Origin of the sequence: Pseudomonas sp. Sample_24, assembly GCF_004307605.1 — a bacterium.
Classification (GTDB): domain Bacteria; phylum Pseudomonadota; class Gammaproteobacteria; order Pseudomonadales; family Pseudomonadaceae; genus Aquipseudomonas.
Window position 1 is genome coordinate 168,349 of the sequence record NZ_RCNW01000388.1, and the last position, 25,970, is coordinate 194,318.

The following is a 25,970-nucleotide window of genomic DNA, read 5'->3' on the forward strand; positions in this document are numbered from 1 at the left end:
AGGTCGCGTTGAACGTAAAGATCGAAGTTGTGAAAAGTCGTAACAAACTTGTACGTCAGCTCTGCAACAGCGGTTCCAGCGTGTCCAGCGCCCGTTGGCATTGCCCGTCGGCCTGCGGCGCCAGCAGGCGCACGGCCGCCTCATCGTTGATTCGTGCGGCGTCCTCCAGCGAACGCAACGCATTGGCCAACGCACGAAACCCCAACGAATCGCAGCTTCCCGCCAGTCGATGAGCCAGGTGCGCGACTTCGGTCCCGTCTTCGGCGCCAATGGCTTCACGCAACGCCTCACGATGCTGCAGGATCGATTCGCGCAGCACGGCCAGCAGCCCCTGCACTTTCTGTTCGCCCAGCAAGTCGCGATGGGTTTGCAGCAGCGGCCAGTCCATCGCGCTGTCTTCGTGCATCGGTGGCGGAGTCGATCGTTGCTCCCTCAGGGCTTTGCGCAGATTGTCCAGTTTCAACGGTTTGGCGAGCACGCCGTCCATGCCGGCATCGAGATAGCCGCGCACCAGTGCCGGTTGCACACTGGCGGTCAGGGCAAAAATACGTGCGGTGCGGTTCGGTCCGTCGAGGCTGCGCAGGCTTTTGCACAGTTCCACACCGCTCATGCCCGGCAGATGCACGTCCAACAGAATCAGGTCGAATGTCTGCGCAGCACATTGGCGCAGCGCCTGTTCGCCCTCTTCGGCCAGCCAGACCCGATGGCCGTCGCGCTCCAGCAAACCCGAAACCACTTCCCGATTGAGCGCCACGTCCTCCACCACCAGAACCTTCAACGCCGGCCCCGGCACGTCCACCGGCACCGGACTCGTCACGTCAACAGCAGGTTGCAGCGTCAGTTCAAACCAGAAACAACTGCCCCGCGCGACTTCACTGGTGACACCGATGCTCCCGCCCATCTGCTCCACCAGGTGTTTGCAGATCGCCAGTCCCAACCCGGTGCCGCCGAAACGCTGCGCCACTTCATCGCTGGCCTGGGTGAAACGCTCGAAGATCTTTGCCTGCATCGGCGGCGCGATGCCGATGCCGTTGTCGGTGACACTCACCCGCAAGCGATCTGCGCGAGTGCCTTCAGGCTGCGCGAGCAACGCCACGTCGACACTGACCTCGCCGTTCTCGGTGAACTTGATCGCGTTGGCCAACAGATTGCTCAAGACCTGGCGCAAGAACTGTTCGGCGCCGTGATAACGCTCGGCCACCCGCTGATCTATTCGACACTGCAGCACCGTGTCATTGGCCAACGCCTTCGGTTCCAGCAAGGTCAACACTTCGTCGAGCAATTGCCGAACCGAGAAATCCACCGGCTCCGGCAGGCTCGCGCCCTCCTCCAGTTTGGCGAAGAACAGCACTTCGTTAAGGATGGTCAGCAAACCTTCGCCGGCCTTGTGCAGTGCATCGAGCCGTTTGCCATCGCGCTCGTCCAGCCGGGCATCGCGCAGCAACTCAGCCATGCCGAGAATGCCGTTGAGCGGTGTGCGCAACTCATGGCTCATGGTCGCCAGGAACCGTGACTTGGCAAGGTTGGCCGCTTCGGCTTCGTCCTTGGCGCGCATCAGGCTGGCGGTACGCCGCTCGACCATTTTCAACAATTCGTCGCGGTTGTCCTGCAAGGCCAGTCGATCGGATTCGCGGCGTTCGATGTCGCTGAGGATTGCCCGGCGCATGTCGTCGAGGGCGTGGGCGACTGTGTCGATTTCATCTTCGTTGGCGCTACGGCTCTTGCCCAGGCGCAGGGGTTCCTGCCACTGGCCGGCGGCAATGCGCCGGGCGAATTCGGCCATGACCTGCAAGTGGCGGGTCACCAGGCGATAAAACAGGCCGGACAACGCCACCGCCAGGCCACACAGGAAGGCGCCCATCCACAACAGGCTGGTCAAGCCGCTGGCATACAGGCGCTGATACACCGCCCCCAGATCGGTGCTGACTTCCAACTCACCCAGTTGGCGCAACGGGCCGGACGGTGGTTGATAGTCCAGTACAAAACGCTCGATACGCAGCGGCCCGATCGGATGCGGGTTGCCCTGCACCAGATCGAAATCGGTGCTGATCAGATGCACCCGTGCCACGTCGGAAAAGTCCACCAGCCCGCGCAATTGCACGCTCAGCTGTTCCTGGTTCAGATCCCAAAGGCTGCGCTCCAGGCTTGCCAGGTACCCGGCGCGGATCAGCTCCATGCGCGAATCGATCTCGCGCATCTCGCGCCGGTACTCGATATACAGCTGTACGCTACTGGCAAGCACGGTAAAGCACAGGCTGAACAACAGAATGAACAGCAGCAGACGCCGCAATAAACCACCGGATCTGCCGCGGATCATGGGGTGTTCGCCGGCAGATTGATCATGTCACGGTAGGTGACTTCGCTTTCATTGAGCAAGCGCTCGATGTCACCGGCTTCGACCATGCGCTGCAGTTGCGCATCGATGTCCGCCATGCGCCCGGCCAGTGGCGAGCGGCGGGATACGGCGACCCGCAGATAATCGACGCTCAGGGCGGTGGGCAACGCGACGATGTCTTGCGCGCCGGCCAGGCTTTCGACGTACAACTGGCCGGTGCGGCGTTCCTGGGTGATGAAATCAATGCGCCCGCGAATCAGCTTGCCGAAATTCTGGCGGCTATCGGAGACCCATTCGATGTTGTTGTTTTGCGCGACCATGCGATCGAACTCCACGCCGTAGCTTTCGCCGAACAACAATCCACCCCGGTAATGCGCCAGGTCTTGCAGGTGCTCGAACTGCACCGGGTGTTGGCGATTGACGAACAGCGCGACTTCTTCGCGCAGCACCGGGACAGTAGAAAACAGCATGCTTTGCTCGCGCTGCGCGGTGCTGTACGCCAGGACCACATCGACCCGGCCTTCGGCGGCATCGAGCAGGCAACGCTTCCAATTGCCCAGCACCACCACTTCAACCTCGTAGCCCAGTTGGCCGAACAGTTTTTTCACCACGCTCGGCGCCAACCCACGGACGTGCTTGCCATCGCTCCAGGAAATCGGCGGATACACCGGGTAATCGCAATAGCGCACCGTCTGCGCCGCGGACGTACTGCCCGCCACCAGCGCCAATATCAGGCAGAGCGGCCTGATTGCAGCCATCACGCCGCCAGGCTGGCGGTGAACAGATAACCGGCGCCGTGAATGGTGATGATCAACTGCGGTTCCGCCGGATCGTCGTGCAACTTGCGGCGCAAACGCCCCACCAGCACGTCGATGGAACGGTCATTGGGCACCCATTCGCGGTTGCGGATCTGGTCCATCAACTGGTCGCGACTGAGCGTGTGACCGCTGTTGCGCAGGAACACGCTGAGCAACTGATACTCGCCGTGGGTCAGCAGGGTTTCACTGCCGGACGCATCGATCAGTCGGCGGCGGTCGGTGTCCAGCGCCCAATCGGCGAACTGTTTGACCGGTTTTGACACAGCGGCGACCGGTGGCGGCGTCTGCGCGTGGCGGACCCGACGAATCAGGTTTTTCGCCCGGGATACCAGCTCACGTGGGTTGAGCGGCTTGATCACGTAGTCATCGGCGCCGCATTCGAGGCCAACGATGCGGTCGATTTCATCGTTGCGCCCGGTGATCAGGATGATGCCCACTTCCGAACGCACCCGCAGCTCGCGGGTCAGGGTCAGGCCGTCCTTGCCCGGCAGGCGAATATCAAGCATGACCAAGTCGACGCTCTGGCTGGCCAGAAAGGTTTCGGCCAGTTCCGCCGTGGCGGCGCTATGCACCTCATAGCCCTCCTGGGAAAGGTAGGCATGCAACAGTTCGCGAATCAGCGGATCGTCATCGACGACCAGTACCCGAGGAGTCATTGCTGGTGTCCTGCTTGTTTCTTATTAGAAGGGTGTTGCATCAGCGCCAGAGAGTAGCCACTGCTGAACGGGTGATCAACAGCTACTCGTCTGTATGCAGAAACGCTGGCGGCCACCGGCCTGCAAACCGTCGACCCAGGCTTCGCAAATCTGAATGCCTTGCTCCGGGGTAAAGGTGCCAGGGTTGAGGCCGGACTCCAGCCACAAGCCATCGAGCAATGCGCTGAGACTGATCGCCGCGAGATCGGCGTCAAAGTTTTCCCAGTTTTCTTCTTGTGCCAGTTCCATCAGCACCTTGCGCAGGATGCCGCGATACTCGCCGTAGGAGTGATCGTGGGCCTTGTTGATCGCCTCGGCGGTTTTCACCGCGCCCCAGAATGCCAGCCAGGCGTCGATCAGTTGCGGGTCGAGCAGTTCGGCGGAGAACGACCCACGGAAAAACGCCGACAGACGTTCGCGGGCATTGGGCGCCGCTTGCTCCATGGCGTCACGCAACAGGGTCATGACCCGGCCGGTGATCGCCATGTAGGCCTCGGCCACCAGTTCGTCCTTGCCGGAATAGTGATGGCTGATCAAGCCCACCGACACACCGGCCTCGGCGGAAATCTTGCGGATCGAGGCGCCCTGAAAGCCGTGGCGCTTGAGGCACGTCAACGTGGCCTCGATCAGGTTGGCCTTGCGCAACTCCGGTTCCATTCGGGAAAAACGGGCTTCCTGATTCATCGGCAACACGCTCCTGGATTCAATCATGGGGACTCGCGATTGGCCCGCGAGTTGAACGACTGTACAGCAAGAACAGGAAAAACCTCCAGTCAGTTACCAGCCTGAAAGACTTCGGAGCATGACCGGGCCCCATCGCTGGCAAGCCAGCTCCCACAGGGTTAGTGGGTGTACGCAAAATCTATGCACACCTGAGAAACATTGTGGGTGTACGCAAAATCTGTGCACACCTGAAAACATTGTGGGAGCTGGCTTGCCAGCGATGAGGCCCGCCTCAACAGCCGAGAATCCAGATCAGTCCCGATAACCCGGCGCCACCCGCTCCAGCAACCGCAACATCGCCGCCCAGGCCAGTTGCATCGCATCCGGATCGCTCAGTTCGCCCTCTTCCAACGGCCGCCCAGGATCATTGAACTGGCGCTCGGTGTGCGCGCAGACCTCGGCGGATGGAAGTACCAGCTCACCGGCGGCCTGAGCAGCCAACTGAATCTCACAGGCCTTTTCCAGGTAATACATGCGTAAAAACGCCTGGCTGACGGTTTCACCAACGGTCAGCAAACCATGGTTACGCAGCATCAACACCGGCTTGTCGCCAAGGTCCTGCACCAAGCGCTGTTGCTCGCTCATGTCCAGCGCCACGCCTTCATATTCGTGATAGGCAACGCGGCCATAGAACTCCATGGAAATCTGGTTCACCGGCAACAAACCACACTTGAGTGCCGCCACCGCGCAGCCGGACCGGGTGTGGGTGTGCAATACGCATTGCGCATCTTCGCGGGCACCGTGAATCGCGCTGTGAATCACGAAACCGGCCGGGTTTACCGGGTACGGCGACGATTCGACGGCTCGGCCATCCAGACCGATCTTCACCAGATTCGACGCCGTGATCTCATCGAACATCAGCCCGTAGGGGTTGATTAGAAAATGGTGCTCGGGCCCGGGAATGCGCACCGAGATGTGGGTGAAGATCAGGTCAGTCATGCGAAAGTGCGCGATCAGGCGATAACACGCGGCCAGTTCCTCGCGCAGTCGCTGTTCGATGGCGCTGCGCCCCGGGGCGGCAGTCAGATGGCTCGCGATCTCAATCATTTTTATGGTTCTCCAGGTTGATCGGCTGGGGCAGACAGTAAGGCTGGACGTGTTGAACGTCCAGTCGCTTTCCGTGCACCCAAGTAAATAAATAGATTGATTTTTTACTACAGGTAAATTTCTATAAAAGAAAAACAACATCAACTGACAATTTTGTAGGAGCGAGCCGCTCGCGATGGACGTCAACGATGACACCGTGAACCTGATACCCCGCGGCGTGTTTGAATCCATCGCGAGCAGGCTCGCTCCTACAAAGTCAGCCTGCCTGGAGTAGCCCGCACCATGCCGACACCTGCTTTCGCGCACCTGTTCGAACCCTTGCAGATCCGTGGCAAGCGCCTGAAAAACCGCATCATGTCCAGCGGTCATGACACGTCGATGCCCACCGACAACCTGGTCAACGAGCAACTGATCGCCTATCACCGGGCGCGTGCCGAAGGCGGTGTCGGGTTGATCGTGCTGCAAGTGGCCGGCGTGCATGACAGCGCGCGGTATACCTCCCATGTGCTGATGGCCACTGACGATGCCTGTATCGAGGGTTATCGCAAACTCGCGCAAACCTGCCACGCCCACGGCACCGTGGTGTTGTCCCAGGTGTTCCATCCGGGCCGGGAAATCATGGAGTCCAGCGACGGCTTGCTGGCGGTGGCCTACTCGGCCTCGGCGGTGCCCAACGAGCGCTTCCGGGTGATGCCTCGCGCGTTGGACCAGGCGATGATCGACGAGATTGTCACCGGCTATGCCGCCGCCGCCCGCCGCTTGCATCAGGCCGGCATCGATGGCGTGGAAGTGGTCGCCAGCCACGGTTACCTGCCGGCGCAATTCATCAATCCACGGGTCAACCGCCGAACCGATGGCTACAACGGCGAACTCGAACAGCGCCTGCGTTTTCTTCGCGAAGTCATCGCTGCGATACGCGCTGCCACTGACGAGCAGTTCATCATCGGCCTGCGCATCTCTGCCGATGAGCGCGATCCCGAAGGGCTGACCGAAGATGAATCCCTGGCCGCCGTGCAGTCGCTGCAAACTCAGCTCGATTACGTGCACATCGTCGCCGGCACCTCGGCGTCGCTGGGCGGTGCCGTGCACATCGTGCCGCCGATGGCGATCGAGGCGGCTTACCTGGCCAGGGAAGCCGGGACGTTCAAGGCCAGTCTGGATATTCCGCTGTTCGTCACAGGGCGCATCAACCAGCCCCAGGAAGCCGAGCTGATTCTGGCTCGGGGCCAGGCCGATGTCTGCGGCATGACCCGGGCGTTGATTTGCGACCCGCAGATGCCCAACAAAACCGATGCTGGCCGCGCCGAAGACGTGCGCGCGTGCATCGCCTGCAATCAGGCGTGTATCGGCCACTTCCACAAGGGCTTGCCGATCTCCTGCATCCAGCACCCGGAAACCGGTCGTGAGCTGATCTTTGGCGAACGGCAAACAGCTAAATCACGCAAACGGATCATGATCGCCGGTGGCGGCCCGGCCGGGATGAAAGCGGCCGCCGTCGCCGCACAATGTGGGCATGAAGTGACGCTGTACGAAGCCAGTCCGCAACTCGGTGGTCAGGTATTGCTCGCGCAATTGCTGCCACGGCGCAGCGAGTTCGGTGGGGCCAGCACCAACCTGCAACGGGAGATGGAATTGGCCGGTGTGCGCGTGGTGCGTAATACCCGCGTCAACCGCGCCTTGGTGGAGCAGGAAAAACCGGACATGGTGATCGTCGCCACCGGCGCCGAACCTTATTGGCCCATGTTCGAACGCGGTGGCGAATTGCAGGTGGTGGACGCCTGGCAAGTGCTGCGCGAAGAGGTGCAGATTGGCCGCTCGGTAGTGGTGGTCGACTGGCGCTGCGACTGGATCGGCCCCGGCATCGCCGAGCGCCTGACCCGCGCCGGGCATCAGGTGCAACTGGCGGTCAACGGCACCCACTGCGGGGAAAACCTGCCGTTGTATGTCCGCGATCAACTGGCCGGTGAATTGCACAAACTGGGCATCCCGATCATTCCGTACGCCCGGTTGTACGGTTGTGATGACAACACCGTGTATCTGCAACACACCGCCAGTGGTGAGCCGATGCTGCTGGAAAATATCGACACGCTGGTACTGTGCCAGGGCCATCAACCGGTCGACACGCTGGGTGCCGAACTGCAAGGTTTGGTGGAGTTTCGCCGTATCGGCGACTGCCTCGCGCCGCGCACGGCTGAAGAAGCGATTTATGAAGGTCTGAAAGTCGCGTGGGAGCTTTAAGCCTGTTTATACTCCGGGCCATCAACGGCTAACACCGCCCCTGCAGGAGCGAGCCTGCTCGCTCCTACAGAGGTTTGCGCCACTCCTTCCGGTTCGGATTTGACCATGAGCAACAGCAACACCACACAGCCCGCAACCGGCGCCGCAGAGCCGCACTTTCTCGGCACGCGAATTCGCGGCCTGCGCAAACGTCGGGGCATGACCCTGGCAGCGTTGGCGCAACAGAGCGAACTGACCGCCGGCTACATCAGCCAGCTGGAACGCAACCTGGCCTATCCGTCGATCCCGGCGCTGTTCAATATTGCCCGCAGCCTCGGCGTGACCATCCAGTGGTTCTTCGCCAGCGAAGCCAATACCGCCCCCGAAGATGACGGCATCGTGGTGCGCAAGAACAGCCGACTGAGCGTGCATTACGAGGATGGCATCGTCGACCAGTTGCTCACGCCGCAACCCAATCAACAGCTGGAAATGCTCCACTCGCGTTTTCCACCCGGCACCTACAGCCAGCAAAGCTACAGCCACGAGGGCGAGGAAGCCGGGTATCTGTTGGCAGGCCGTTTCGAGTTGTGGGTCGGCGAGCGTCATTTCCAGCTCAGTGAAGGCGACAGCTTCAGCTTTTCCAGTCGGGAACCGCACCGCTACGGCAACCCTGGGGAAGTCGATGCGGTAGTGATCTGGGTGATCACCCCGCCGACGTTTTAACGCCGGCCACGTCCAATGGGTTGAGTGGCACTTGCCCGCTTGAGCGTGTCGCTCGGCAACTCCTTGAACAGTGCACGGTAGCTGCTGGAAAACCGCCCCAAATGCCAGAACGACCAATGCATGGCCACTTCTGCCACGGTGGTTTGCGTCGGCGTGCGGCTGAGCAATTCGCGGCGGGCACTGTTCAGGCGCCGCAGTCGCAGCCACTGGGTTGGCGCCATGCCCGTATAGGCCTTGAACGCATGCTGCAATTGGCGCAGAGAAACACCGGCAACCCGGGACAGCTCCAGCAGGTTGAGGTGTTCTTCCGGGGTGTCCGCCGCCCATTCCCCTACCCGCTTCATGATCGCCCGCTCTCCGGCCCGGCGCTGCAACGCGCCTTGATCGAGACAGACGCAGGCGTTGTCGAGAATAAACAGACAGTCATCCAGCAATTGCTGAGTCAGCGCTTCCCGGGTCGGCGGATCGAACGTCTGCGACAGCCGCGTCAGCGTGCTGCTCAGCCAACGGCAGAACAACGCGTTCTGCTGTGAGTTGAGCGGCGCCATGAACAACCCTTCGAGCCGGGCGACATCGAGGCGATTGCGTTGCACGAACTCCGGACCGAATACCACGGCGATTTCCTGGTAGTTCTCCGGGGTGATCCAGATGTTGCGGCTTTCACCATTCAACACGTACAGCGCGTTGTCACTGCGGTCGAAACAGAACGCCAGCGCCCCCTGCGGTGCACTGAAATTCTGCTCGACCCGGGTGTTCATGTGCTCTTCGTAGATCTCCACGCCCTGTAAATCCAGATAGCGCACCAGACCGGCGAAATGCCCCGGTGACATCTGTTGGTAATGCTGAGTCCAGCCCGGCGTGACACGGATTTGCTCGGCCACATCGACGGTGCTGAACGCTTGAACCTGGAGTGAATTGCCGTTTGTCATGGGTGACCTTGCGCACTCTTTTGGTGCACTTTGTGCTGCTTAAAGTGGATAGATGGAACCGCGAGGCTCGCCCAAGATAGACGTCAACGCGCTACAGGGGAAGTGTCCGGCGGATGAAACCGGCCTCTCCTGGCGTTAATAAAACCAATAACGAGGTCTTTATGAATGTCCCTTTCGATCAGCTGTTCACTTGGCTGAAAGATCACAAGATTACCGAAGTCGAGTGCGTCGTCAGCGACCTGACCGGCATTGCACGCGGCAAAATTGCACCCACCAACAAGTTCCTGCATGAGCGAGGCATGCGCCTGCCGGAAAGTGTGCTTTTGCAAACGGTAACCGGGGACTTTGTCGACGACGACATCTACTACGACCTGCTCGACCCCGCCGACATCGACATGGTCTGCAAGCCGGACGCCGATGCAGTCTACGTGGTGCCATGGGCCATCGAGCCTACCGCGATCGTGATCCACGACACCTTCGACAAGTTCGGCAACCCGATCGAACTGTCGCCGCGCAACGTGCTGAAGAAAGTCTTGCAGCTGTACACCGACAAAGGCTGGCGGCCGATTGTCGCACCGGAAATGGAGTTCTACCTGACCCAGCGCTGTGAGGACCCGGATTTGCCGCTCAAGGCACCGATGGGCCGTTCGGGTCGTGCTGAAAGCGGTCGTCAGTCGTTCTCCATTGATGCCGCCAACGAGTTCGACCCGCTGTTCGAAGACGTCTATGACTGGTGCGAATTGCAGGGCCTGGACCTCGATACGCTGATCCACGAAGACGGCCCGGCGCAGATGGAAATCAACTTCCGCCATGGCAATGCGCTGGACCTGGCCGACCAGATCACCGTGTTCAAGCGCACCATGCGTGAAGCGGCGCTCAAGCACAACGTGGCGGCGACCTTCATGGCCAAACCGGTCGGCGACGAGCCGGGCAGCGCCATGCACATTCACCAGAGCGTGGTGGATATCGCCACCGGCAAGCCGATCTTTGCCGACGCCGATGGCAACATGAGCGAGCTGTTCCTGCACCACATCGGCGGCTTGCAGAAATACATCCCGAAAGTGCTGCCGATGTTTGCGCCGAACGTCAACTCGTTCCGCCGCTTCCTGCCGGACACCTCGGCGCCAGTGAACGTCGAATGGGGCGAAGAAAACCGCACCGTCGGCCTGCGCGTACCGACCTCCAGCCCGGACGCCATGCGCGTGGAAAACCGCTTGCCGGGCGCCGATGCCAACCCGTACCTGGCCATCGCGGCCAGCTTGTTGTGCGGTTACCTGGGCATGGTCGAGCGCGTCGAGCCGAGCGCCGCCGTCCAGGGCCGGGCTTATGAACGCCGTAACCTGCGTTTGCCGATCACCATCGAAGACGCCCTGACCAAAATGGAAGAGTGCGAAACCATCGGCCGTTACCTGGGCGACAAGTTCGTGCGCGGATACGTCGCGGTCAAACGCGCCGAGCACGAGAACTTCAAACGGGTGATCAGTTCGTGGGAGCGTGAGTTCCTGATGCTCAGCGTCTGACCAGTTCTCATGATCGTTGATCGTTCCCACGCTCTGCGTGGGAACACAGCCCGGGACGCTCCGCGTCCCTGCAACAGCCGAACGCGGAGCGTCCGTGGAGGCATTCCCACGCGGAACGTGGGAACGATCAACATTCCCCTGTGGGAGCTGGCTTGCCAGCGATGAGGCCGGCACATTCACCATCTTTGTCGACTGATGCGCCGCCATCGCGGGCAAGCCCGCTCCCACAGGGGCCATGAATCACCTGAACAATCCAATAATTCCAAGAAGGTATCGATATGCGTCTATTGAAATCCATGGTCCCGACCGCGCTCATGGTCCTGTTCAGCGCCGTGGCCCAGGCTCAGCCCCAGGTCAGCGTCTATAACTGGACCGACTACATCGGCGAAACCACCCTCGCCGACTTCCAGGCCAAAACCGGGATCAAGGTGATCTATGACGTCTTCGACTCCAACGAAACCCTGGAAGGCAAATTGCTCGCCGGGCGCACCGGCTATGACGTGGTGGTGCCGTCCAACCACTTCCTCGCTCGCCAGGTGAAGGCCGGAGCGTTCCTCAAACTGGACCGCGAACAACTGCCGAACTACCAGAACCTCGATCCGAAACTGCTGGCACTACTGGAGAAAAACGATCCGGGCAATGAGCATTCGGTGCCGTACCTGTGGGGCACCAACGGCATCGGCTACAACGTCGACAAGGTCAAGGCTGTGCTGGGCATCGACAGGATCGACTCCTGGGCCGTGCTGTTCGAACCGGAGAACATCAAGAAACTCAGCGCGTGCGGCGTGTCGATGATGGATTCGGCCGATGAAGTGTTCCCCGCCGTGCTGAACTACATGGGCATGGATCCGCGCAGCGAGAACCCCGAGGACTTCAAAAAAGCCGAAGCCAAGCTGCTGAGCATCCGTCCGTACATCACCTATTTTCATTCGTCCAAATATGTCTCTGACCTGGCCAACGGTGACATCTGCGTAGCCTTCGGCTACTCGGGCGATGTATTCCAGGCCGCCAACCGTGCCAAGGAAGCCAACAACGGCGTCAACATCGCGTATGCCATCCCCAAGGAAGGCGCCAACCTGTGGTTCGACCTGCTGGCGATTCCCGCCGATGCCAGCAACCCCAAAGAAGCCCACGCCTTCATCAACTACCTGCTCGACCCACAGGTGATCGCCAAAGTCAGTGCCTCGGTCGGTTACGCCAACCCGAACCCGGCCGCCAAGCAGTACATGGACCCGGACCTGGTCAACAATCCCGAGGTTTACCCGCCTCAGGCGGTGCTCGACAAACTCTACATCTCCACCACCCCGCCGCAGTCGATCATGCGCCTGATGACCCGCTCCTGGAGCAAAGTGAAGTCCAACAAATGAACCAGTACACCCGGGAACATACTCACTCGTATTACGCCGCTTCGGCCCACGGCATGGCAAATCGTCCTGAGCTGACTGCCGACCTGGAAGCCGACGTTTGCGTGATCGGCGCTGGTTTCACCGGTATCAACACCGCCATCGAACTGGCACAGCGCGGCCTTTCGGTGATTGTGCTGGAGGCGCGCCGGATTGGCTGGGGTGCCAGCGGACGCAATGGCGGGCAATTGATCCGCGGCATCGGCCACGACGTCAGTGGCTTCGCCAAACATATCGGCGCCGAAGGTGTGCGCTATTTGGAGCACGCCGGGACGGAGTCGGTGCAAGTGGTGGGTAATCGCATCCGTGAGCACGGCATCGACTGCGACCTACGCTGGGGTTTCTGCGAATTGGCCAACACCCCGGCGCAGTTTGCCGGATTGAAGGCTGAATACGCACACCTCAAGGCATCGGCATACGCCCACGAAACCCGCCTGATCGAGCCCGGTCAGATTCGTCAGCACGTGGTTGATTCGGGCGTGTATGCCGGCGGATTGATCGACATGGGCTCAGGTCACCTGCACCCGTTGAATCTGGTGCTGGGTGAAGCGAGGCTCGCGCAATCCCTTGGCGTGCAAATCTTCGAGCAGAGCCCGGTGCTGCAGCTGATCCATGGCAGCACCGTGCAGGTTCGCTGTGCCAGGGGTACGGTGCGTGCCAGCAGTCTGGTGCTTGCCTGCAATGCGCACCTTGAAGAACTGGAGCCGAAACTGAGCGGCAAAGTGCTTGCGGCCGGCAGCTACATCATCGCCACCGAACCGTTGCCCGAAGACGCGGCCCGGCAACTGATCCCGCACAATCTGGCGCTGTGCGACCAAAAGGTTGGCCTGGATTACTACCGGCTCTCGGCAGACCGACGCCTGCTGTTCGGCGGTGCCTGCCACTATTCCGGGCGCGATCCGGCAGATATCGCCGCCTATATGCGCCCACAGATGCTCAAGGTGTTCCCGCAACTGGCGCACGTGCGCATCGATTACCAGTGGGGCGGCATGATCGGCATCACTGCCAATCGTTTCCCGCAGGTCGGCCGTTTGAATCAGCGCCCGAATGTGTTCTATGCCCAGGGTTATTCCGGTCATGGCCTGAACGTCACCCACTGGTGCGCGAAACTGCTGGGCGAAGCGATCCATGCGGGCCACAGCAAAGGTTTCGACGTGTTCAGCGCCGTGCCACACATGACCTTCCCCGGCGGCCGCGCCCTGCGCTCCCCGTTGCTGGCGCTCGGCATGCTCTGGTATCGGATGCGCGAAATGCTGGGCTGATCCACCCGGCCTGGCGAGCTTCCCGGTGGGAGCGAATCCGTTCGCTCCCATAACCGTTCTACGCCCTTCCCCGTCTATCCATGCCGTTGTGCAGCCTTTCAATTTGCTCAATTGCAAGTCGCTTCTATATTAAGGGTGTGCTCATTCTTTCCCGCTCTCTGTCGAGCCTGGCCCATGGCATCTACTGATCAACTGATCATTTGCGAGCACTGTGATTGCGTGTACGAAAAAACGACGCTCGCCAAACATCAGAAAACCCTGTGTACGCGCTGCGGCGGCGTGCTTCAGCGCTATAACGGCCTTACGGTAGAGCAGCGTCTTGCGTTGACCTTCACCGCATTGATGTTATGGATTTTCGCTAACTTCTATCCCGTCATGAGCATCAGCCTCAAAGGGCTGAAGAACAGCGCGACGCTCTGGGATTCGGTCCTGGCCCTGAGTCTGGGCCCCATCACATTCATCGCCCTGGTGGCAGCGATCGCGATGATCATCGCGCCCATCATCCAGCTGCTGCTGCTGATCTGGGTCTTGAGTTTTGCACTGGGCAACAGACGCTCACCGGCGTTCAAGTTCTGCATGCGCTGGCTGGAAACCCTCAGGCCCTGGAGCATGCTGGAAGTGTGTCTGCTCGGAGCCATGGTCGCGGTGATCAAACTCGCCGGGCTGCTGGACGTGCTACCCGGCATCGGTTTGTTTGCCTTGGCCATCCTCAGCCTGATGATGATCCGTATTGCCGGCCGTGATATCCGCGAACTATGGGACATCCAATGACCACCCCTCCGGTTGCCGACGACCTCAATCTTTGCCTGTGCCACACCTGCGGCCTGGCGTGCGACGTGTCCGACAACCCCCACGAATGCGAACGTTGCGGCGCCCCGCTGCATCGCCGCAAAACCAACTCGTTGACCCGGACCTGGGCTTTCATGATTGCGGCCCTGGTGTTTTACATCCCGGCCAATCTGCTGCCGGTGATGAATACAAAAATGGTCGGCAACGGCGCCGACAGCACGATCATGAGCGGCGTCCTGGAGTTCTGGGAAGCTGGCGCCTGGGACATTGCGCTGATCATTTTCATCGCCAGTATCGCCGTGCCGGGCGTCAAGTTCGGCGCAATCACATTGCTGTTGATCACCGTGCAGCGTGACAGCGACTGGGCGCGCAAGGAGCGGTCGAAGCTGTTTCGTTTCGTCGAAGTCATCGGTTACTGGTCGATGCTCGATGTGATCGTGGTGGCCCTGGTGGCGTCGCTGGTGAAATTTCAAGCCCTGGCCGATATAGAACCGCGCCCGGGCATTCTTTTCTTTGGTCTGGTGGTGGTATTTACGATGCTGTCGGCGATGAGTTTCGACCCGCGTTTGATTTGGGATAACGCAAGGAAAGTTCCTCACAATCAGGAGGTCACGGATGCAGTCGCAAATCACTGACGAATCACGTGCCCCAGGGCAGGCCCCGATAAAAACCCGGCGTTTCAGCATTTCGCTGGTGTGGATCGTGCCGATCGTCGCAGTGCTGGTGGGTATTTCGCTGGTGGTGCACAGTATCCTTCAGGAGGGACCGACCATCGTTGTCACCTTCAAGACCGGTAGCGGCCTGACCGCCAACAAGACCGAGGTCAAATACCGCAACGTGGTGATCGGTCACGTCTCGGATGTAGAACTGAGCAACGATCAGAAAAGCGTCAACGCCACCATCAAACTGGCCAAGCAGGCCGAGAGCTTCACCCGCGAGGACTCGCAGTTCTGGGTGGTCAGACCGCGTATCGGAGCGGGCGGGGTGTCAGGGATCGATACGTTGCTGTCCGGGGATTACATCGGTGCCGATATCGGCCAGGCCAAGAAACGTGCAAAAAACTTCACTGGCCTGGAAAACCCGCCACCGATCACCTACGGCGAGCCAGGTAAACGCTTCACTCTGCACACCCAGGACCTGGGCTCGCTGGATATCGGCTCCCCGGTCTACTACCGCAAGATTCCGGTCGGCCAGGTGGTGGCCTACGCGCTGGATCCGGACGGAAAAGGCGTGAACATCGAACTGTTCATCCACTCGCCCAACGATCAATACGTCACCGAGAACACCCGATTCTGGAACGCCAGCGGGATTGACGTGAACGTCGGAGCCAACGGTTTTGCGGTGAAGACCGAATCCTTGTCCTCGATTCTGGTCGGCGGCATTGCCTTCCGCGCACCTGAATACAGCCCCAATGACAAGCCCGCCCCCGAGCAGTATGCCTACGAGCTGTTCGACGACCAGCAAACCGCCCTAGCCCCACCCAGCGGCAAGCCGCAATACCTGGCCTTGCGCTTCGATCAGGCACTGCGTGGGCTCAAGGTCGATGCGCCGGTGGAATTTCTCGGTATTGAATTCGGCAGAGTGGTCTCCGTCAATCTGGATTTCGATGCCAAGAAACGCACCTTCCCACTCAATGTCGGCATCGTGATCTACCCACAGCGTCTGGGCCAGGCACACATAAAAATGCTCACTGCGCTCAAGCACGACCCCAACGACGAAGCCGCCGGTGTGCGCCTGATGGGTACGTTCATCGAGAACGGCCTGCGTGCGCAGGCGCGCACCGGCAACCTGTTGACCGGTCAATTGTACATCGCCCTGGACTTCTACCCCAAAGCGGAAAAAGTGGCATTCGATCCCACGGCCCGCCCGGTCACCATCCCGACCGTTCCGGGTAGCCTGGAGCAATTGCAGGAAAAACTCGAAGCCATGGTCGACAAGATCAACAAACTGCCGGTGGAGAGCATTGCCGGCAACCTGGACGGCAATCTGGTGGAATTGCGCAAAACCCTGGGGCAGTTCAACAGCAAGACATTGCCAGGGGTTCAAACCACCTTGTCGACCGTCAGCAAGACGCTGCAGTCCGCCGAAACGACGCTGAAATCGGCCAACTCGACCCTGGCCGATGATTCGCCGCAACGCGAGCAACTGGGCCAGACCCTGGAAGAACTCGGACGTACGTCGCGGTCCTTGCGCGACCTCACTGATTATCTGGGTCGCCATCCGGAATCGCTGATTCGTGGCCGCCCGAACAACGCCGCCCCCATTGATCTGCAAGGACCACCGAGCAAATGACTACAGGAGTAACACCCATGGCTTTTCCAATGAAAATGACCCTGGTCGTCGCGTTGTCTTTGCTCACCGCCTGCCGCAGCGATCCGATCCAGTTTCACACCCTGACGCCGGCGCAACTGTCCGGCAATACCAGGGCCACGACGGACATCCAGATCGAAGGTCTTACCGTGCCGCCGCAAGTGGATCGTCCACAGATCGTGGTGCGCGAAGGCAATACTGGCATGGCCATTCTTGAAACCCAATGGTGGGGCGCCAGCCTGGTGGATGAATTGCGCAGCGCCCTGCTCGACCAGATGGTCAACAACAACCCGCAACGCAGAATATCGGTGAGGCTGGAGGTGCAACGCTTCGATTCGATTCCGGGTCAGTATGGGCTGATCGATGTGAAGTGGCGCCTGCGGGGCGCCAATGGCGATGAAAACACCCTGTTGAGTTGTCGCAGCACTTTGCAGACGCCTTCCGGTTCGTCCATCGATGAGTTGGTAGCCGCTCAGCAAAACAACGTCAAACGCTTGGCCGCGGTGATCAGCCAGGCTGCCTCCGGGTCACAAAAAGGTTGTCCATCAAACCCATGAGTTGACGAATTTTTCTCATTTCAGGCATTACATTTGCCGCGCCGCAAACATGCAAATGATTCCTATTGATCTACAATAATCGACGTCTATCTTGTCGAATCTGTTTGCTCGAAAAATATTAAAAGGAGCTGCTAAAGCATGATTTTCCGCGTCCCGTCTTTTCTGAAAAAAGCCTTGCTCGCCAGCGCTCTTGTCAGCGCAGGTCATGTATACGCAGCCGATTCCGTCGGCATCGTGGTTTACAACGCGCAGCACGAAAGTCTGACGAAGGCCTGGGTTGAAGGGTTTACTCAGGAAACCGGAATTCCGGTGACCCTGCGCAACGGCGATGACACCGAGATGGGCAATCAGATCGTCCAGGAAGGCGCCGATTCACCGGCCGATGTGTTTCTGACCGAGAACTCGCCGGCCATGGTGCTGGTCGATAACGCCGGTTTGTTCGCCCCCGTCGACAAAGCCACGCTTGAACAAGTCGACGCCGCTTACCGTCCAGCCCATGGCAAATGGATCGGAGTCGCCGCGCGTTCAACCGTGTTCGTCTATAACCCGAGCAAACTGCCGAACGCCGACCTGCCCAAATCGATCATGGATTTGGCCGCCCCGGCCTGGAAAGGTCGCTGGGGCGCTTCACCGGGCGGCGCCGACTTCCAGGCGATTGTCGCCGCGATGCTGGAACAAAAAGGCGAAGCCGCAACCCTCGAATGGCTCAAGGCGATGAAAACCAATTTCACCGCGTATCGGGGCAACAGTTCGGTGCTCAAAGCGGTGAATGCGGGGCAGATCGACAGCGGCGTGATCTATCACTATTACAGCTTCGTCGACCAGGCCAAGACCGGCGAAAACAGCAAGAACACCGCCCTGCACTACTTCAAACACAAGGATCCCGGTGCTTTTGTCAGCATTTCCGGCGGCGGCGTCCTGGCGTCGAGCAAGCACAAGGAACAAGCCCAGGCGTTCCTCAAATGGATCACCGGCCAGGACGGCCAGGCCATCCTCAAGGACGGCAAATCGTTTGAATACGCCGTGGGCAAGAACGCTCAATCCAACCCGAAATTGATGCCTTTGCAGCAGCTCGATGCGCCAACTGTCGATGCTTCGAAACTTGACAGCAAAAAAGCCGTGGAACTGATGACTCAGGCGGGACTGCTCTAATTGATACCTGAAACCCTGCCGGCGGGAGTGACTGACGCCGTTCCCGCCAATCTGCGCCGACGATCTCGCGGCACGTTCGCGAGCCGTGGCGGCCCGTGGGTGATCGGTTTGTCGGTGCTGGTTTCGTTATTGGCGTTGCTGCCGATTGCCTATGTCATCGGCGTGTCCTTGCAGACAGGCTGGTCTACGGTGGTCACCCTGGTTTTCCGGCCGCGGGTGGGCGAATTGCTGGTTAACACCGTGTTGCTGGTGTTGCTGACCATTCCCCTGTGCGTGGCGCTCGGGGTCACGCTGGCCTGGCTGACAGAACGCACCAATCTGCCGGGGCGCCGCTGGTGGTCATTACTGGCCACGGCCCCGTTGGCGGTGCCGGCTTTCGTCCACAGTTATGCCTGGGTCAGCCTGGTGCCGCCGATTCACGGATTGTTTGCCGGGGTGCTGGTCTCGGTCATCGCCTATTTCCCGTTCCTGTACCTGCCGGTTGCCGCCACCCTGCGCCGCCTCGATCCCGCCATCGAAGACGTGGCCGAATCAATGGGGCTCAAGCCCTTGGCGGTGTTCTTCCGCGTGGTGCTGCCGCAGTTACGCCTGGCCATCTGCGGTGGTGCATTGCTGGTCGGGCTGCATCTGTTGGCCGAGTACGGGCTGTACGCGATGATCCGCTTCGACACGTTCACCACGGCGATCTTCGATCAGTTCAAATCCACCTTCAACGGGCCTGCTGCCCACATGCTGGCCAGCGTGCTTGCGTTGTGTTGCCTGGCGATGCTCACCGCTGAGTCGGCAGCGCGTGGCACCGCGCGCTATGCTCGTGTCGGCTCGGGCAGTGCCCGTGAGCAGCGGATCGTTTGCCTGCGCACGTCGTCAACTGCACTCGGATTGGCTTTGCAGGGGGTTACCTGCCTGCTGGCATTGGGCGTGCCGTTGCTGACGTTGGGCAACTGGCTGATTGCTGGAGGCTCGCAAGTGTGGGACATGGCCGAACTGCTGCCGGCACTGGAGCAGACCCTGTTGTTCGGCGTCGGCGGCGCAGCCCTGACCACGTGCGCTGCGATCCCGATTGCCTGGCTGTCGATTCGCTATCCCGGACGAATGCAACGCGTCCTCGAAAGCTGCAACTACATCACCAGCTCATTGCCGGGCATTGTCGTTGCACTGGCATTGGTGACCGTCACCATCCATTTCGCACGGCCGATCTATCAGACCACCATCACCGTGCTGCTGGCTTATCTGTTGATGTTCCTGCCCCGCGCGTTGGTGAGCCTGCGTGCCGGCATCGCCCAGGCGCCGGTGGAACTGGAAAATATCGCCCGCAGCCTCGGCCGCTCCCCTGCCCGCGCGCTGTGGCTGATTACCTTGCGGCTGGCGGCACCGGGTGCCGCCGCCGGGGCAGCACTGGTTTTTCTGGCGATCACCAACGAATTGACCGCTACCCTGCTGCTCGCCCCCAACGGCACACGCACATTGGCCACCGGGTTCTGGGCCATGACCAGCGAAATCGACTACGCTGCCGCGGCGCCGTACGCGTTGCTGATGATTGTGCTGTCGCTACCGTTGACCGGACTTCTTTATCACCAATCGAAAAAAACGGCTGGCCGATGAACACGCTTGAACTGCATTCCCTGAACAAAACCTACGGTGCCTATCGTGCGCTGGACGACGTCAGCCTGTCCGTGCCCAGCGGCAGTCGCACGGTGATTGTCGGCCCTTCGGGCTCTGGCAAGACCACCTTGCTGCGCATGATCGCCGGTTTCGAATTTCCTGACAGCGGACGCCTGTCGCTGAACGGTCAGACCCTGGTCGACAGCACCCACGAGGTACCGGCGCATCAACGCCTGATTGGCTATGTTCCCCAGGACGGCGCACTGTTCCCGCACATGACGGTGGCGGCCAATATCGGCTTTGGCTTGTCGACCAAGGGCAATGAAAAACAGCAGCGCGTGGCGCAGTTGATGGACAGCGTGGCCCTGGACTCGCGCATGGCCGAACGCTGGCCCCACGAGTTGTCCGGTGGTCAGCAGCAACGGGTAGCCCTGGCACGGGCACTGGCGCAACAGCCTCGGCTGATGTTGCTGGATGAACCCTTTTCCGCGCTGGATACCGGATTGCGTTCGGCCATGCGCAAGATGGTCGCGCGCTTGCTCGACGATGCCGGCGTGACCACGATCCTGGTCACCCACGACCAGAGCGAAGCCCTGTCCTTTGCCGATCAATTGGCGGTGATGCGTAACGGTCGCCTGGTACAGTCGGGGCATCCACTGGATCTTTACCGCTATCCCGAAGACGAGCAGACCGCGCTTTTTCTCGGTGATGCCGTGGTCATGCCGGCACGCATCGAAGCCGGTTGGGCACACTGCGATCTGGGGCGAATTCCGGTCAACAATCACCGCAACAACAGCACGGCGCAAATCATGCTGCGGCCCGAGCAATTGCAAGTGGCCAGCCTGCTGCCCAGCGACACGGAAATTTCCGGATGCCGTGCGGTGGTCACCGACCGGGATTTCAGCGGCAACACCTGCACGCTGACAGTGCAGTTGCAGCCATTGATCACCAGCGAACAACCCGGCCGATCATTGCTGGTGCGCAGCTCGGGCATGTACGCCCCACCGGCCGGCAGCGCCGTTCACATCTCGACCATCGGCCATGCTCACGTACTGAGCTGAGGGCTCACAGATCGAAGCGATCCACCGCCCGCCGCCGCTCGTTGTCATCGCGAACATCGTAGTTGGCGGTGGTCTGGATGTTGCTGTGATGAGCGAGCTTCTGGGCGATCGACAGATCGTGCTCTTCAATCACCCGAGTAATGAACGAGCGGCGGAAATCATGGGGCATGATTTTCACCCCGACTTGCGTTCCGCGCTGCCTGGCGATGTAGTAAATCGCATGTTTGGTGATGCGTTCGCGGGTGATATGGCTGCCGCGACGGATTCGATTGAACAGGAACGGGTCATCCTGTTCGCCTTCCTTGAGCATCGAGCGACGCAGCTCCAGCCAGGCGTCCAGTTTAGCGAAAGCCCACGCTGGGGCGTACTTGATCAATTGCTTGTTGCCCTTGGCCGTCACCCGCAGGCTGCGCTCTGCGAAGTCGACCTGGTTCAGGTCGAGGTTGACCGATTCCGACTTGCGCATGCCCGAGCCGTATAAAATCCCGATGATCGCCGCGTCCCGCAGGCCCTGCGGCCGGGGATCGGCGGCGCAGACTTCCATCAGTTCCTGAATCAGCGTGCGCCGCAGATTGCGGCCCTGGGACAGGCGCGTGCCGGCAATGCCCTTGACCGAACGCATCTTCAGCAGATGTTCCTGACTGATCAGGCTCATGCGCCAAGCCTCGTTCATCACCCCGCGCACGGCATTGACGTACAGCGAAGAGGTGTTCGGTGCGTACCCATCGGTGCGCAGCGTCGCGACCAGGGCAATGACGTCTTCGGGTTGCAGGTTGTGCCAGGGAATCTCTTCGATGTTCACTTCATCGAAGCCCAGGCGATCGGCGGCGTCCTGCAACACATAGCGCATGGTCAGTTGGCTGGAGGGCGCCAATCGCGCCAGATAGAGAGTCAGCGGGTTGGTCTTGGGCGTACTTGAATCAGCAACAGGTAAGTCAGTCAAACGAAACGGCCTTGATAAAAGAAATCGCTACAAACGGTGTGCAGACAAAGAGGGCCGTTACGCTGCCGGTCATGGCCGATAAAGTCAAATATCGCCGATAAAGGCCACTGTCCTGGCGGTGGGGTGCAATTCCTGTGTTTCATACTTGGTCGGCGCGTCGCTTTACATCAGAATTAATGAACTGAAGCTTCATTAATATGAATTTGTCAGCATCAGTAATGATCGGCACACTGTCGGCGTTCCTCCCCCAATAGTTGGAACAACTTCAAGGGCTTTCTGGCTATCCCAGATAAGCCTTTTTTTTTCCTCGAATTTTGTTATTGGAAACCACCACATCATGTTCGCTCGCTGGTTGCCTGCCGCCATCAACACCCGCCCAACGGAATGGAGTCGTGCTGCCATCGGCATGGCCTTGGGAACGCTGCTCAGCGTTTGGCTGTGTGGTCAGGTGTTTGGCATCGAAGTGGCGCAACATCTGATCGGGCCGCTGGGCGCATCGGCGGTGTTGCTGTTCGCCGTTTCTTCCGGTGCATTGGCCCAGCCGTGGTCGATCATCGGCGGTTATCTGAGCGCGGGTGTGATATCGCTGCTGGTCGCTCATGTGCTGGGGCGGACATTGGGCAGCGCCTGTCTGGCGGCCGGCATGGCGTTGATCCTGATGTGCTGGCTGCGTTGCCTGCATCCACCCGCCGGCGCATTGGCGCTGACCCTGGTTCTGGCCGATCCGGCAACCATTGCCATGGACTGGAAAGCGCTGGGTCCGGTGATGCTCGGCGCGTCGATCATGTTGCTCAGCGCCCTGGCCTACAACAACCTCACCCGTATCCGTTACCCCAAGCGTGCCGCCGAGCCCGTGGCAGTGATTCCTGCTGATCACACGCCCGTGGAGACCCAAGCCATTACCGCCCAGGACTTGAAACTGGCCCTGGCCGAGATGGAAGCGTTCTTCGACGTCACCCCCGAAGACCTCGAACAGCTGATCCATGCCAGTGAACTGCATGCCAAGCGGCGCAGTATTGGTGAGGTGTTGAGCCGTAGCGCCTGATGAGATCCCTGCAGGAGCGAGCCTGCTCGCGAAAGCGGTCTGCCATTGAGCATCGATGTTGACTGGCAGGGCCTCATCGCGAGCAGGCTCGCTCCTGCAGGGTATTGCGTTCTCTCCATGCATTTGTGCAGATAAAACCTGCACATATCCCAGTTGTACATCACAAATTTGCACTGTTACGATCTTGCATCGCTCGCGCGCGAGCTTCTCTAATAAAGAACAATAAAAGCAGGGAGTTAGTGATGACTGCTCAGGTTACATCGAATGGACCGCAGTCCATGGAAGCCATGCAAAATGAAGTGCTGGCCGAAGTACGCAACCATATCGGCCATCTGACCCTCAACCGCCCCGCAGGCCTCAATGCCATCACCCTGGACATGGTGCGCAACCTGCACCGCCAGCTCGATGCCTGGGCCGGTGATCCGCAGGTGCATGCGGTGGTTCTTCGCGGTGCCGGCGAAAAAGCTTTCTGTGCCGGTGGCGACATTCGTTCGCTGTACGACAGCTTCAAGAACGGCGACACCCTGCACGAAGAATTCTTCGTTGAGGAGTACGCCCTCGACCTGGCGATTCACCATTACCGCAAACCCGTGCTGGCCTTGATGGACGGTTTCGTCCTCGGTGGCGGCATGGGCCTGGTGCAAGGCGCCGATCTGCGAGTGGTCACCGAGAAAAGCCGCCTGGCGATGCCAGAAGTCGGTATCGGTTATTTCCCGGACGTCGGCGGCAGTTACTTCCTGCCGCGCATTCCCGGCGAACTGGGGATTTACCTGGGGGTCAGCGGCGTGCAGATCCGGGCTGCCGATGCGCTGTATTGCGGTTTGGCCGACTGGTATCTGGACAGCAGCAAACTGACCACGCTGGATGAAAAACTCGATCAGCTGGAGTGGCGCGACACCCCACTCAAAGACCTCCAGGGCCTGCTGGCGAAACTCGCCGTGCAACAATTGCCAGATGCGCCATTGGCAACTTTACGCCCGGCCATCGACCATTTCTTCGCCCTGCCCGACGTGCCGAGTATGGTTGAGCAAATGCGCGAAGTAACGGTCGCTGATAGCCACGAGTGGGCCACCGCCACCGCCGACCTGCTGCAGACACGCTCGCCGCTGGCCATGGGCGTGACCCTGGAAATGCTGCGGCGGGGTCGCCGCCTGAGCCTCGAACAATGCTTCGCCCTTGAGCTGCACCTGGACCGCCAGTGGTTCGAGCGCGGCGACCTGATCGAAGGCGTGCGCGCCTTGCTGATCGACAAAGACAAGAATCCGCGCTGGAACCCGCCCACCTTGCAGGCGCTGGACGCCGAACACGTGGCGAGTTTCTTCAACGGTTTTGATGAGAGCGGGAGCTGAGCCATGCACGATCTCGAACTGACAGAAGAGCAAGTCATGATCCGCGACATGGCCCGGGATTTTACCCGTGGTGAAATCGCGCCTCACGCACAAGCCTGGGAAAAGGCCGGCTGGATCGATGACGGTCTGGTCGCGAAAATGGGTGAATTGGGCCTGCTCGGCATGGTGGTCCCCGAGGAATGGGGTGGCACCTATGTCGACTACGTGGCTTATGCGTTGGCGGTAGAAGAAATCTCTGCCGGCGACGGCGCTACCGGCGCCTTCATGAGCATCCACAACTCGGTGGGCTGCGGGCCGGTGCTCAACTACGGCACTGAACAACAGAAGCAAACCTGGCTGGCGGATCTGGCCAGCGGCCAGACTATCGGCTGCTTTTGCCTCACCGAACCCCAGGCTGGCTCCGAAGCGCACAACCTGCGCACCCGTGCCGAACTGCGCGATGGCCATTGGGTAATCAACGGCGCCAAGCAATTCGTCAGCAACGGCAAACGGGCCAAACTGGCGATCGTGTTTGCGGTGACCGATCCGGATCTGGGCAAGCGCGGCATTTCGGCATTCCTGGTGCCGACTGACACCGCCGGTTTTATCGTCGACCGCACCGAGCACAAAATGGGCATTCGCGCGTCCGACACCTGCGCCGTCACGCTCAATAACTGCACCATCCCCGAAGCCAACCTGCTGGGTGAGCGCGGCAAAGGCCTGGCCATCGCCCTGTCCAACCTTGAAGGCGGCCGCATCGGCATTGCCGCCCAAGCGCTGGGCATCGCCCGCGCCGCCTTTGAAGCGGCCCTGGCTTACGCCCGCGACCGTGTGCAGTTCGACAAGCCGATCATTGAGCACCAGAGCATCGCCAACTTGCTGGCGGACATGCACATGCAACTCAATGCCGCTCGGTTGATGATCCTGCATGCCGCTCGCCTGCGCACCGCGGGCAAGCCTTGTCTGTCCGAGGCTTCGCAAGCCAAGCTGTTTGCTTCGGAAATGGCCGAGAAAGTCTGTTCGTCAGCGATTCAGATTCACGGCGGCTATGGCTATCTGGAGGATTACCCGGTCGAGAAGTATTACCGGGATGCGCGAATCACGCAGATCTATGAAGGGTCGAGCGAGATTCAGCGGATGGTCATCGCCCGCGAACTGAAGAATTACTTGGTGTGAAGTCCTGATGATCGTTCCCACGCTCTGCGTGGGAATGCATCCGGTGACGCTCTGCGTCGCGCTTGCGAAGGAACGCGGAGCGTCCCGGTCGGCATTCCCACGCAGAACGTGGGAACGATCGGTGCTACATCATGTGGGAGCTGGCTTGCCAGCGATGACGTCAGCAAGAACGCCGCATTACTTACCGACGAACTCAGCCTCACGCTTGGCAATGAACGCCGCCATCCCTTCCTTCTGATCCTGCGTCGCAAACGCCGCATGGAACACCCGACGCTCAAAACGCACGCCTTCGGACAGGCTCACTTCAAAGGCGCGGTTGACGCTTTCCTTGACCA

General features: G+C 60.2%; 23 protein-coding genes. 15 read left to right on the forward strand and 8 right to left on the reverse strand.

The window, feature by feature from the left end; genetic code table 11:
• Positions 1-55: 55 nt before the first annotated feature.
• The 5 genes from D8V06_RS22440 to D8V06_RS22460 all read right to left on the reverse strand — a co-directional run bounded on the left by D8V06_RS22440 (position 56) and on the right by D8V06_RS22460 (position 5,618).
• Positions 56-2,317, reverse strand: a complete 2,262-nt coding sequence (locus D8V06_RS22440) for an ATP-binding protein (RefSeq protein ID WP_130931835.1) — start codon at positions 2,315-2,317, stop codon at positions 56-58.
• The gene (locus D8V06_RS22445) at positions 2,314-3,093 is read right to left on the reverse strand and encodes a transporter substrate-binding domain-containing protein (protein WP_130931836.1); all 780 of its coding nucleotides are present in this window, start codon (positions 3,091-3,093) and stop codon (positions 2,314-2,316) included. The genes D8V06_RS22440 and D8V06_RS22445 overlap by 4 nt, the downstream gene beginning before the upstream one ends.
• On the reverse strand, positions 3,093-3,809 hold the full coding sequence (locus D8V06_RS22450; protein WP_056855303.1) for a response regulator: 717 nt from the start codon (positions 3,807-3,809) through the stop codon (positions 3,093-3,095). The genes D8V06_RS22445 and D8V06_RS22450 overlap by 1 nt, the downstream gene beginning before the upstream one ends.
• A gap of 75 nt (positions 3,810-3,884) precedes the next feature.
• Positions 3,885-4,532: a TetR family transcriptional regulator C-terminal domain-containing protein gene (locus tag D8V06_RS22455; protein ID WP_056855302.1), complete on the reverse strand. Its 648-nt coding sequence runs from the start codon at positions 4,530-4,532 to the stop codon at positions 3,885-3,887.
• A gap of 291 nt (positions 4,533-4,823) precedes the next feature.
• Positions 4,824-5,618, reverse strand: coding sequence for a class II aldolase/adducin family protein (locus D8V06_RS22460; protein ID WP_130907521.1), 795 nt, complete (start codon positions 5,616-5,618; stop codon positions 4,824-4,826).
• A 282-nt stretch (positions 5,619-5,900) separates the two neighbouring features.
• Here D8V06_RS22460 and D8V06_RS22465 point away from each other — a divergent pair, with 282 nt between their 5' ends.
• Positions 5,901-7,856, forward strand: coding sequence for an FAD-dependent oxidoreductase (locus tag D8V06_RS22465; protein WP_130931837.1), 1,956 nt, complete (start codon positions 5,901-5,903; stop codon positions 7,854-7,856).
• Positions 7,857-7,961: 105 nt separating this feature from the next.
• A complete protein-coding gene (locus tag D8V06_RS22470; protein WP_130931838.1) occupies positions 7,962-8,558 on the forward strand; it encodes a cupin domain-containing protein in 597 nt (198 codons plus the stop codon).
• Here the strand turns inward: D8V06_RS22470 and D8V06_RS22475 are convergent.
• On the reverse strand, positions 8,555-9,487 hold the full coding sequence (locus tag D8V06_RS22475) for a helix-turn-helix domain-containing protein (protein WP_130904817.1): 933 nt from the start codon (positions 9,485-9,487) through the stop codon (positions 8,555-8,557). The two genes, D8V06_RS22470 and D8V06_RS22475, sit on opposite strands and share 4 nt — an antisense overlap.
• Positions 9,488-9,648: 161 nt before the next feature.
• On the opposite strand from D8V06_RS22475, the gene D8V06_RS22480 reads away from it, so the two are divergent.
• The 10 genes from D8V06_RS22480 to D8V06_RS22530 all read left to right on the forward strand — a co-directional run bounded on the left by D8V06_RS22480 (position 9,649) and on the right by D8V06_RS22530 (position 21,143).
• Positions 9,649-11,007 carry a glutamine synthetase family protein gene (locus tag D8V06_RS22480; RefSeq protein WP_056855297.1) on the forward strand — a complete coding sequence of 453 codons (1,359 nt, stop codon included), beginning with the start codon at positions 9,649-9,651 and terminating at the stop codon, positions 11,005-11,007.
• Positions 11,008-11,285: 278 nt separating this feature from the next.
• Positions 11,286-12,374 (forward strand): polyamine ABC transporter substrate-binding protein, encoded by a 1,089-nt coding sequence (locus tag D8V06_RS22490; protein WP_130904816.1) that lies wholly within the window; start codon positions 11,286-11,288, stop codon positions 12,372-12,374.
• Complete coding sequence (locus tag D8V06_RS22495) at positions 12,371-13,672, forward strand: FAD-binding oxidoreductase (RefSeq protein ID WP_130931840.1); 1,302 nt, start codon at positions 12,371-12,373, stop codon at positions 13,670-13,672. Before D8V06_RS22490 ends, D8V06_RS22495 begins: the two co-directional genes overlap by 4 nt.
• A 174-nt stretch (positions 13,673-13,846) precedes the next feature.
• Positions 13,847-14,443 (forward strand): paraquat-inducible protein A, encoded by a 597-nt coding sequence (locus tag D8V06_RS22500; protein ID WP_056855294.1) that lies wholly within the window; start codon positions 13,847-13,849, stop codon positions 14,441-14,443.
• Positions 14,440-15,096: a paraquat-inducible protein A gene (locus D8V06_RS22505; RefSeq protein ID WP_130904814.1), complete on the forward strand. Its 657-nt coding sequence runs from the start codon at positions 14,440-14,442 to the stop codon at positions 15,094-15,096. Before D8V06_RS22500 ends, D8V06_RS22505 begins: the two co-directional genes overlap by 4 nt.
• On the forward strand, positions 15,077-16,753 hold the full coding sequence (locus D8V06_RS22510) for an MlaD family protein (RefSeq protein WP_056855292.1): 1,677 nt from the start codon (positions 15,077-15,079) through the stop codon (positions 16,751-16,753). Before D8V06_RS22505 ends, D8V06_RS22510 begins: the two co-directional genes overlap by 20 nt.
• Before the next feature lie 17 nt (positions 16,754-16,770).
• On the forward strand, positions 16,771-17,328 hold the full coding sequence (locus tag D8V06_RS22515) for a PqiC family protein (RefSeq protein ID WP_130931841.1): 558 nt from the start codon (positions 16,771-16,773) through the stop codon (positions 17,326-17,328).
• A 138-nt stretch (positions 17,329-17,466) separates the two neighbouring features.
• Positions 17,467-18,480, forward strand: a complete 1,014-nt coding sequence (locus D8V06_RS22520; protein ID WP_130931842.1) for an iron ABC transporter substrate-binding protein — start codon at positions 17,467-17,469, stop codon at positions 18,478-18,480.
• 51 nt (positions 18,481-18,531) lie between these two features.
• Complete coding sequence (locus D8V06_RS22525; RefSeq protein WP_177434474.1) at positions 18,532-20,082, forward strand: iron ABC transporter permease; 1,551 nt, start codon at positions 18,532-18,534, stop codon at positions 20,080-20,082.
• Positions 20,079-21,143, forward strand: coding sequence for an ABC transporter ATP-binding protein (locus tag D8V06_RS22530; RefSeq protein ID WP_130904812.1), 1,065 nt, complete (start codon positions 20,079-20,081; stop codon positions 21,141-21,143). Before D8V06_RS22525 ends, D8V06_RS22530 begins: the two co-directional genes overlap by 4 nt.
• Before the next feature lie 4 nt (positions 21,144-21,147).
• Here the strand turns inward: D8V06_RS22530 and D8V06_RS22535 are convergent, their stop codons facing one another.
• Positions 21,148-22,086 (reverse strand): tyrosine-type recombinase/integrase, encoded by a 939-nt coding sequence (locus D8V06_RS22535; RefSeq protein ID WP_056855288.1) that lies wholly within the window; start codon positions 22,084-22,086, stop codon positions 21,148-21,150.
• A gap of 337 nt (positions 22,087-22,423) precedes the next feature.
• Between D8V06_RS22535 and D8V06_RS22540 the strand changes: the two genes are divergently transcribed.
• The 3 genes from D8V06_RS22540 (at position 22,424) to D8V06_RS22555 (ending at position 25,635) form a co-directional block, all read left to right on the forward strand.
• Positions 22,424-23,131 carry an HPP family protein gene (locus tag D8V06_RS22540; protein ID WP_056855287.1) on the forward strand — a complete coding sequence of 236 codons (708 nt, stop codon included), beginning with the start codon at positions 22,424-22,426 and terminating at the stop codon, positions 23,129-23,131.
• A gap of 242 nt (positions 23,132-23,373) precedes the next feature.
• Complete coding sequence (locus tag D8V06_RS22550; RefSeq protein ID WP_056855286.1) at positions 23,374-24,480, forward strand: enoyl-CoA hydratase/isomerase family protein; 1,107 nt, start codon at positions 23,374-23,376, stop codon at positions 24,478-24,480.
• A 3-nt stretch (positions 24,481-24,483) separates the two neighbouring features.
• Entirely contained in the window at positions 24,484-25,635 is a 1,152-nt protein-coding gene (locus D8V06_RS22555) for an acyl-CoA dehydrogenase family protein (RefSeq protein WP_130907513.1), read from the forward strand.
• Positions 25,636-25,812: 177 nt separating this feature from the next.
• On the opposite strand, the gene D8V06_RS22560 is transcribed toward D8V06_RS22555, so the two are convergent.
• Positions 25,813-25,970, reverse strand: a 158-nt coding sequence (locus tag D8V06_RS22560; protein WP_241667861.1) for an enoyl-CoA hydratase-related protein, incomplete at its 5' end; no start/stop codon positions are given.

Excerpts from the sequence above, each read along its gene's own strand:
- D8V06_RS22440 (WP_130931835.1), bottom strand. The coding sequence starts at position 2,317 with ATGATCCGCGGCAGATCCGGTGGTTTATTGCGGCGTCTGCTGCTGTTC.
- D8V06_RS22445 (WP_130931836.1), bottom strand. The coding sequence starts at position 3,093 with ATGGCTGCAATCAGGCCGCTCTGCCTGATATTGGCGCTGGTGGCGGGC.
- D8V06_RS22450 (WP_056855303.1), bottom strand. The coding sequence starts at position 3,809 with ATGACTCCTCGGGTACTGGTCGTCGATGACGATCCGCTGATTCGCGAA.
- D8V06_RS22455 (WP_056855302.1), bottom strand. The coding sequence starts at position 4,532 with ATGAATCAGGAAGCCCGTTTTTCCCGAATGGAACCGGAGTTGCGCAAG.
- D8V06_RS22460 (WP_130907521.1), bottom strand. The coding sequence starts at position 5,618 with ATGATTGAGATCGCGAGCCATCTGACTGCCGCCCCGGGGCGCAGCGCC.
- D8V06_RS22465 (WP_130931837.1), top strand. The coding sequence starts at position 5,901 with ATGCCGACACCTGCTTTCGCGCACCTGTTCGAACCCTTGCAGATCCGT.
- D8V06_RS22470 (WP_130931838.1), top strand. The coding sequence starts at position 7,962 with ATGAGCAACAGCAACACCACACAGCCCGCAACCGGCGCCGCAGAGCCG.
- D8V06_RS22475 (WP_130904817.1), bottom strand. The coding sequence starts at position 9,487 with ATGACAAACGGCAATTCACTCCAGGTTCAAGCGTTCAGCACCGTCGAT.
- D8V06_RS22480 (WP_056855297.1), top strand. The coding sequence starts at position 9,649 with ATGAATGTCCCTTTCGATCAGCTGTTCACTTGGCTGAAAGATCACAAG.
- D8V06_RS22490 (WP_130904816.1), top strand. The coding sequence starts at position 11,286 with ATGCGTCTATTGAAATCCATGGTCCCGACCGCGCTCATGGTCCTGTTC.
- D8V06_RS22495 (WP_130931840.1), top strand. The coding sequence starts at position 12,371 with ATGAACCAGTACACCCGGGAACATACTCACTCGTATTACGCCGCTTCG.
- D8V06_RS22500 (WP_056855294.1), top strand. The coding sequence starts at position 13,847 with ATGGCATCTACTGATCAACTGATCATTTGCGAGCACTGTGATTGCGTG.
- D8V06_RS22505 (WP_130904814.1), top strand. The coding sequence starts at position 14,440 with ATGACCACCCCTCCGGTTGCCGACGACCTCAATCTTTGCCTGTGCCAC.
- D8V06_RS22510 (WP_056855292.1), top strand. The coding sequence starts at position 15,077 with ATGCAGTCGCAAATCACTGACGAATCACGTGCCCCAGGGCAGGCCCCG.
- D8V06_RS22515 (WP_130931841.1), top strand. The coding sequence starts at position 16,771 with ATGGCTTTTCCAATGAAAATGACCCTGGTCGTCGCGTTGTCTTTGCTC.
- D8V06_RS22520 (WP_130931842.1), top strand. The coding sequence starts at position 17,467 with ATGATTTTCCGCGTCCCGTCTTTTCTGAAAAAAGCCTTGCTCGCCAGC.
- D8V06_RS22530 (WP_130904812.1), top strand. The coding sequence starts at position 20,079 with ATGAACACGCTTGAACTGCATTCCCTGAACAAAACCTACGGTGCCTAT.
- D8V06_RS22540 (WP_056855287.1), top strand. The coding sequence starts at position 22,424 with ATGTTCGCTCGCTGGTTGCCTGCCGCCATCAACACCCGCCCAACGGAA.
- D8V06_RS22550 (WP_056855286.1), top strand. The coding sequence starts at position 23,374 with ATGACTGCTCAGGTTACATCGAATGGACCGCAGTCCATGGAAGCCATG.
- D8V06_RS22555 (WP_130907513.1), top strand. The coding sequence starts at position 24,484 with ATGCACGATCTCGAACTGACAGAAGAGCAAGTCATGATCCGCGACATG.